A 6409-nucleotide genomic window follows, 5' to 3' on the forward strand; every position below is an offset into this window, starting at 1 on the left:
TATGTATATAAATTATTTGTGTAAAAAATTTGTATTTCTATCAGTCTTTGTTGTATTAAAAATTTAGTAAGCCAAAAATTATAAAAAGCAAGGAAAAACCTTGCTAAAAATTTTATTTATATTTTATGCCCATGCCGCCAAATTTAAGCGTATTAGCTGTCTTATTGTCACTACTTTCGATTAGAGCTTTAACATCTACTAGTCCTGGCAATCCCCAAACTTGTTCACAAAGACCACCTGTTTTTATAGTAATGCCTATTTCACCACTAGTGTTATTTCCAGGACGTACCTCTAAACACTCATCATTTTTTGCTTTTACTGGTATTTTTACATTTGACATTTTTTTGACAGCTTCTTTAATATCCGAATTACTAGCAAATTCGCCTTGTGAAGTGTAGTAAGAACCCAAATCAGCAATAAGTGTTTGTATATTTGTAGCAGTTTTTGCTATCTCTGCATCATCCCTTGTTGCAGCTAGTTTTGGTATAGCAACCGCAGCTAATATACCCAATATAACGATCACGAAGATCAACTCAATCATCGTAAAGCCTTTTTTCATGACTTCTCCTCCCTGAAATATAAATATTTTCTAAATCGAGCGAATTGTATCATAAATTTCAAAAAAACAATAAAATAATGTACTATATAAAAAATCAAAAATTTGCCGATATAAAAAAGAAAATTAAAAATTAGGGGCGTTATGAAGGGCGTTATACTTTGTCTATTTATCATCACGATTTCATTTTGCAAATATGAATCCTACAAACCTCTCACAGTAGTAAAATATAATGAAGAAAAGGCTTTGCTTGGCAAAAAACTCTTTTTTGACAAAAGACTAAGCCCAAATGAAAACTACTCTTGCCAAACTTGTCACAACTTGTATTGGAATTTAAGCGGAAGCAACCAAGATAGCATGAAAAAAGGCACTTTAAATCCTCCAACCATATTAAATGCTGCAGCAAACTATCTATTTTATAGCGATGCAAAGATTAGCAATTTAAAAGATCAAATAAAAGAGTCCATAACTTCTAGAATAGAACTAAACTCAGATAACGATAAGATAGTGGATTCTGTAAATAACATCTCTGAGTACAAAATTTTATTTAAAAAAATTTATAATGACGGCATTAATTTTGATAATATTGCAGATGCAATAGCTGAGTTTGAAAAGGCTGTCTTAAGTGTTGATTCGCCATTTGATCGTTTTATATCAGGTGATAACAATGCCATAGATGATAGCGCTAAGAAAGGATTTGAGATATTTAATAATATAGGCTGTGCCGCTTGTCATAATGGTAGAAATTTGGGAGGAAATTTGACACAAGATATTGGCCGAGAAAAAATTTCTGCCTTAGATACAAGCAAAAGATTAAGAAGAGTGCCATCACTAAGAAATATTACAAAAACTGCTCCATATTTATCTCATGGAGAGATAAATGATCTAAAAGAGGCTATAAGCTTTATTGGTAACTACCAGTTAGGATACGTTCTTAGCAAAGATGAAATTGATGCTTTATACTCATTTTTTCTGACACTAAATGGTAAAAAGCCTAGGATACTAAATGAGTACTAAGCGAATAAAAACCATACTTAGCGTCTTAACAGCTATATTTTTCATTAGTGCATTTTTTATATATAAAGCAAATATAGCTATTGGTGCAGCTCATAAATTTGATGACGGGATTTTAAATCTAAAATTTATAGACAATGAGATAACTTTTTCTTTAAATAATATTTATGATATCTCAAACTACGACAAACTCAATGCTGACATAAATTCTTTTGATACAAATTTGAGCAACCTTTCAATGCTTAGTGATGAGATGCTGTTGTTTCATCAAAATGAAATAACAAAAGATCTACAAAACATAAGAGATGTATTTAGTAAAAAAGTATTTTTTTTACAAAGATCAGCTTATGTAAACTCATCTATAGATTCTTATATCCAAATAAGTCAATATGAAATACAAAATCTCGCACTTCCAAATAAGCTTGAGCCTATATTTTATGCGACAAAAGGTGCTTTGATGCTTAGTCCTGAAGTAATAGATGAAATTTCAAAGCAAATAAAAATGTATAAAAGCGAGTATAAAGATAACCAAAAAGCTCAAAATGTATTAGACAAAATACTTTATGCGACTCAAGCTACAAAAACTTTACGTACAATCTCAAATAGTGTAAAAGAGCTACATCTTGATAATCTGATAGAAAATTTTAGAAACAAAATCCTAGAATTTCACTCCGATGAGGTGAATAACGCAAAAATAGCTCAGACAATCTGCTTACTTACATTTATAATATTTTGTGCATTTGGCCTCTATCAAATCAAAATAGCCTCAGAGCGTTTAAGGCAAATAAAACTCTTAAGATCTACGGTTGAAAACGATCATAGCTCTGTTGTCTATTGCGATAAATATAATAGAATTTCATACGTAAATAAAACCTTTGAAGAAAAAACTGGCTACAAGCTAAAAGAAGTAATAGGCAAAAACCCTAGAATGCTAAAATCATATATGCACCCGCAAAGCTTTTATGAATCCATAAAAGATGCTCTGCAAAAATCTCTACCTTGGGAGAGCGATGAGCTTATAAGTAGAACAAAAAGCGGTGATTTTTTATATGAAAAGGTAAAATTTTCGCCATTTTTCTTTAAAAATAAATTTGAAGGCTACATAGCGGTAAAACTTGACAGGACTAAAGAGACGCTAATACTAAACGAGCTAACTCAAAAAAATGAACAAATAAAAATACAATCTTCAATCGATAAGCTAACAGGCTTTGGTAACTACTTTGCTCTAACTGAAATTTTAGACGCGCAAAAAGATGGAGTGCTCATTTGCTTAAGCATTAAGAATTTTAAAATTTTAAGATTCTTTTATCAAACTAAGATTATTGATGCAATGCTAAAAGCAGTAGCTGATACACTAAAGCTTTGCATAGATACTTCTGAGATAAAAGCAAAGCTATTTAGATTTCAAGATGACGCATTTTATATGTGGTATGAAGGCGATAATATCGTAAGAGATATTGAGTATATAAGAGAATATTTTGGCTCAAATAGGATAAATGTCGCTATTGATGAAAAATTTGAAAACTTACCAGGCATAAAGATGGTATTTGGTGTTTCATTGCCAAACGATACCCCACAAACTAACCGCCTAATGCAATCAGTCCTTGCAAATCAGCTCGCAATAGAAAATGGTAGCAATATTTACTACTATCTAGAAAATGACGCTATCGAGATGAAATATCACAAAAACCAGCTGGCAGTTCAGCTAATCGAAGATGCGTTAGAAAATGATAGAGTCATAGTAGAAGCACAAGGTATCTTTAACTTAGAAGAAAATGAGACTGAAGCAAAGTATTATGAAGTTTTGGTTCGTATAATAGATCAAAATGGCAAGATACACTATCCGGGCGAATTTTTAGATATTGCTATGAAAACGCAACTATATCCGCAAATAACCAAAAAAGTGATAAGTCTTGCATTTGATCTAGCTAAAAGATATCCAGATTATATGTTCTCAATAAATTTATCAATTACCGATATTGCTGATGCTAGTATGAGAGAGCTTATAGAAAGCAAGCTAAACGAGTGCAAAGATCCTAATAAAATTTGCTTTGAAATGCTAGAGAGTGAAGAGCTTAGCGACTATGTTGCGGTAAATTCTTTCATAAAACGCGTCAAGGGCTATGGATGTAAAATTTCGATTGATGACTTTGGCTCAGGATACTCAAACTATTACCGAATTTTGGAGCTTGATATAGATACCATAAAGATAGACGGCTCGATAATCAAAAAGCTTCCATTTGATGAAAATGCTAGAGTTCTAGTAGAAACCATCGTAAGCTTTGCAAAAAAACAAGGCCACAAAATAGTAGCCGAGTTTGTAAGTTCAGAAGAAATTTTAAATCAAATCAAAAATTTTGAAATACCTTACGCACAAGGTTTCTTACTAGGCAAGCCTCGTAGAATGGAATAGTGGCTAAATTTCTATATCTATGCCAACCGGGCAGTGATCGCTGCCTGTGATCTCTGGCAAGATAAATGCGTCTTTTAGCCTATCTTTTAGCCCCTGTGAGATGAAGAAATAATCAATCCTCCAGCCGACATTTTTCGCCCTTGCGTTAAAGCGGTAGCTCCACCACGAGTAAGCGTCCGCAACGTCGCCATTTACGGCTCTAAAGGTATCTATAAAGCCACTTTTTAGCACCTCATCTACCCACGCGCGCTCGATAGGCAAAAAGCCAGAAGTTTTGGCATTTGCCTTTGGATTTTTAAGATCGATCTCGCGGTGAGCGGTATTTACGTCGCCACAAAATATCACCTCTTTGCCACTTTTTACAAGCTCTTTGCAATAAGCTAGAAATTTCTCGTAAAAGTCCATTTTGTAAGCTAGCCTCTCGTCGTCCTTTTGGCCGTTTGGAAAGTAGATGTTAAAAAGCACGATATCATCAAATCTATGCTCCAAAACTCGCCCCTCCGTGTCGTCAAAAAAGGCCGCTTTTTGCGTTTGCATGTCAAATTTAGTAAGGCTCATCACACCAGAGTAGCCAGCCCTTGCGCCTGAGTTGACACTGATATCTTTAAAGCCAAGGTTGTAAATTTCTTTTGGCACATCATCTTCTTTGACCTTGATCTCTTGCAGTCCCAAAAAATCAGGCTTAACCTCATCAAGCCAGCCAAAGCCATCTTTTGCCACGACTGCGCGCAGCCCATTTACGTTCCAGCTAATAAGTTTCAAATTTCATCCTTTTTTTAATTATAATTATGCCAAAAATCACAAAAAGGAAAGTTATGAGAAACCAGCCAACGTATAAATTTTTTAAAAATTTTGGCTACGCAAGAGAGGGTTTGGCTGAAATTTTTAAAAACGAAAAGAGCTTTCGCATAGAAATTTGCATATTTTTGATAGCTGCGATTTCGCTATTTTTTTGGAAATTTGACCTTATTTTTAATCTATTTTTGATCTTCAGCATGGCATTTGTGCTAGTTTGCGAGTGCCTAAACTCAGGTCTAGAGCGAGTGACTGATCTTGCAAGCCCAGACTATCACGCCCTAGCAAAAGCAGCAAAAGACGCTGGAAGTGCTGCAGTGATGATCGCAAATTTCTTATGTGGCGCGCTTTGGTGCGTGGCTGTGTGTTATAAAATTTGGGGCTAGCGTGAAAGAGCAAATTTACAAAGCGCTTCTTAGCGAGAAAAAGGTAGAGATCATAAATTTACTTTGCGAGCTAAGCGATGAAAATGGCTTTGTCATGCTTAAAATTTCAGAAATTTGCGAGAAGCTAAATGTGAGCAAACCAACCGTGATAAATACGTTTAAGCTGCTTGAAGAGAAGAAAATTTTCGAGCGAGTGAAAAACGGAGTTTATAGATTTAAAAATTTATAGTGGCAAGCAAACGCCTGCCACTTTTTTAGCCGATAGTCTTAGCAGCGATTATGCAAAAAGTCAAGCAGTAAATTATCGCGACGACCCTAGACGGCTAGCGCTATGAACGCCACCTATGATCTCACCAGCTACAGTTTAAGAGTTTATGACTTGGGCTTTGTGTTGATATTTAGCCCGCCCATTGTATGGTGAACCTTTGGTATGCCACACTCTGCATAAAATAGCAGATAGGTTATAAAAGTAAAAAAATAATATAAATTTTCTTATAAAATTTTTAAGTAAATAGCTTTAAAAATATTCACTACGACTTCTTTAAATTTATAAATTAGTTAACGAATTTTAGAGTATTTTAGATTTTAGCTTAAGAATAGAATTTAATTTAGAAGAACGGAGCAAAATTGCTCCGTAAATTATTTAACACCAACTATGATTTGAGTTGCTTTAATGATCGCAGTTACTTTATCTCCTGCTTTTAAAGCTAGACTGCTAACTGACTCTCTTGTGATGATAGCTGAAATTTTGCTGCCATTTAGATCGATAATAACTTCAGCATTTACAGCTCCGTCTTTTATCTCGCTTATAGTACCTTTTATTTGGTTTGTAGCGCTAAGCTTGATGCTGTCGTCTTTTGAAACAATAATACTTGAAGCTTTGAATAAAAAGATAGCTTTTTTGCCAACTTTAAGATCAAGACCTTTTTCACTATCAACTGTAACAGTTGCTTTTAGCACCTCACCGCCTGCAAGCTTAGCAGATATTAGCGAATTTACCGCACCTGTTCTTACCTCTGTGATCTCAACATTTAATTGATTTCTTGCACTTATTGACATTTTGTGTCCTTGTTTTGAATTAAATTATGGTGAAATTGTAGAGTAGAATTATTAAGCAAAACTTAAAAACTATTTATACAAAATTATAATATCAAAAATAAAAATTTTATACTTTTAAATGCCATAGAAATCGCTATTTGAGAAATAAAATCTAAAAATTTAATTTATATTATTTTGAAAAAAATG

General features: G+C 33.7%; 7 protein-coding genes. 4 read left to right on the forward strand and 3 right to left on the reverse strand.

All coding sequences use genetic code 11. The annotated features are described in order from the left end of the window. Positions 1–112: 112 nt before the first annotated feature. A complete protein-coding gene (locus FZ949_RS07500; RefSeq protein WP_054195989.1) occupies positions 113–559 on the reverse strand; it encodes a type II secretion system protein in 447 nt (148 codons plus the stop codon). 141 nt (positions 560–700) lie between these two features. Between FZ949_RS07500 and FZ949_RS07505 the strand changes: the two genes are divergently transcribed. Both FZ949_RS07505 and FZ949_RS07510 read left to right on the forward strand, forming a co-directional pair. Continuing rightward, entirely contained in the window at positions 701–1573 is an 873-nt protein-coding gene (locus tag FZ949_RS07505; protein ID WP_148790311.1) for a cytochrome-c peroxidase, read from the forward strand. Further along, positions 1563–3983, forward strand: a complete 2421-nt coding sequence (locus FZ949_RS07510; RefSeq protein ID WP_148790312.1) for a bifunctional diguanylate cyclase/phosphodiesterase — start codon at positions 1563–1565, stop codon at positions 3981–3983. Before FZ949_RS07505 ends, FZ949_RS07510 begins: the two co-directional genes overlap by 11 nt. A 3-nt stretch (positions 3984–3986) precedes the next feature. Here FZ949_RS07510 and FZ949_RS07515 read toward each other — a convergent pair whose 3' ends face one another. Continuing rightward, positions 3987–4745, reverse strand: a complete 759-nt coding sequence (locus FZ949_RS07515; protein ID WP_103580050.1) for an exodeoxyribonuclease III — start codon at positions 4743–4745, stop codon at positions 3987–3989. Between the two features lie 53 nt (positions 4746–4798). Here FZ949_RS07515 and FZ949_RS07520 point away from each other — a divergent pair, with 53 nt between their 5' ends. Next, positions 4799–5164 carry a diacylglycerol kinase gene (locus FZ949_RS07520; protein ID WP_103580049.1) on the forward strand — a complete coding sequence of 122 codons (366 nt, stop codon included), beginning with the start codon at positions 4799–4801 and terminating at the stop codon, positions 5162–5164. A gap of 1 nt (position 5165) precedes the next feature. After that, a complete protein-coding gene (locus tag FZ949_RS07525) occupies positions 5166–5393 on the forward strand; it encodes a winged helix-turn-helix domain-containing protein (RefSeq protein ID WP_103580048.1) in 228 nt (75 codons plus the stop codon). A gap of 410 nt (positions 5394–5803) precedes the next feature. On the opposite strand, the gene FZ949_RS07535 is transcribed toward FZ949_RS07525, so the two are convergent. Continuing rightward, a complete protein-coding gene (locus tag FZ949_RS07535; RefSeq protein ID WP_103580047.1) occupies positions 5804–6223 on the reverse strand; it encodes a TOBE domain-containing protein in 420 nt (139 codons plus the stop codon). Between the last annotated feature and the right edge of the window lie 186 nt (positions 6224–6409).

The sequence above is a fragment of the Campylobacter concisus genome, from assembly GCF_902460545.1.
Taxonomy (GTDB): Bacteria; Campylobacterota; Campylobacteria; order Campylobacterales; family Campylobacteraceae; genus Campylobacter_A; species Campylobacter_A concisus_AE.

What these genes read in the sequence shown, in the direction of transcription:
- FZ949_RS07500 (WP_054195989.1), bottom strand. Translation starts at nt 559, where the DNA reads ATGAAAAAAGGCTTTACGATGATTGAGTTGATCTTCGTGATCGTTATA.
- FZ949_RS07505 (WP_148790311.1), top strand. Translation starts at nt 701, where the DNA reads ATGAAGGGCGTTATACTTTGTCTATTTATCATCACGATTTCATTTTGC.
- FZ949_RS07510 (WP_148790312.1), top strand. Translation starts at nt 1,563, where the DNA reads ATGAGTACTAAGCGAATAAAAACCATACTTAGCGTCTTAACAGCTATA.
- FZ949_RS07520 (WP_103580049.1), top strand. Translation starts at nt 4,799, where the DNA reads ATGAGAAACCAGCCAACGTATAAATTTTTTAAAAATTTTGGCTACGCA.
- FZ949_RS07535 (WP_103580047.1), bottom strand. Translation starts at nt 6,223, where the DNA reads ATGTCAATAAGTGCAAGAAATCAATTAAATGTTGAGATCACAGAGGTA.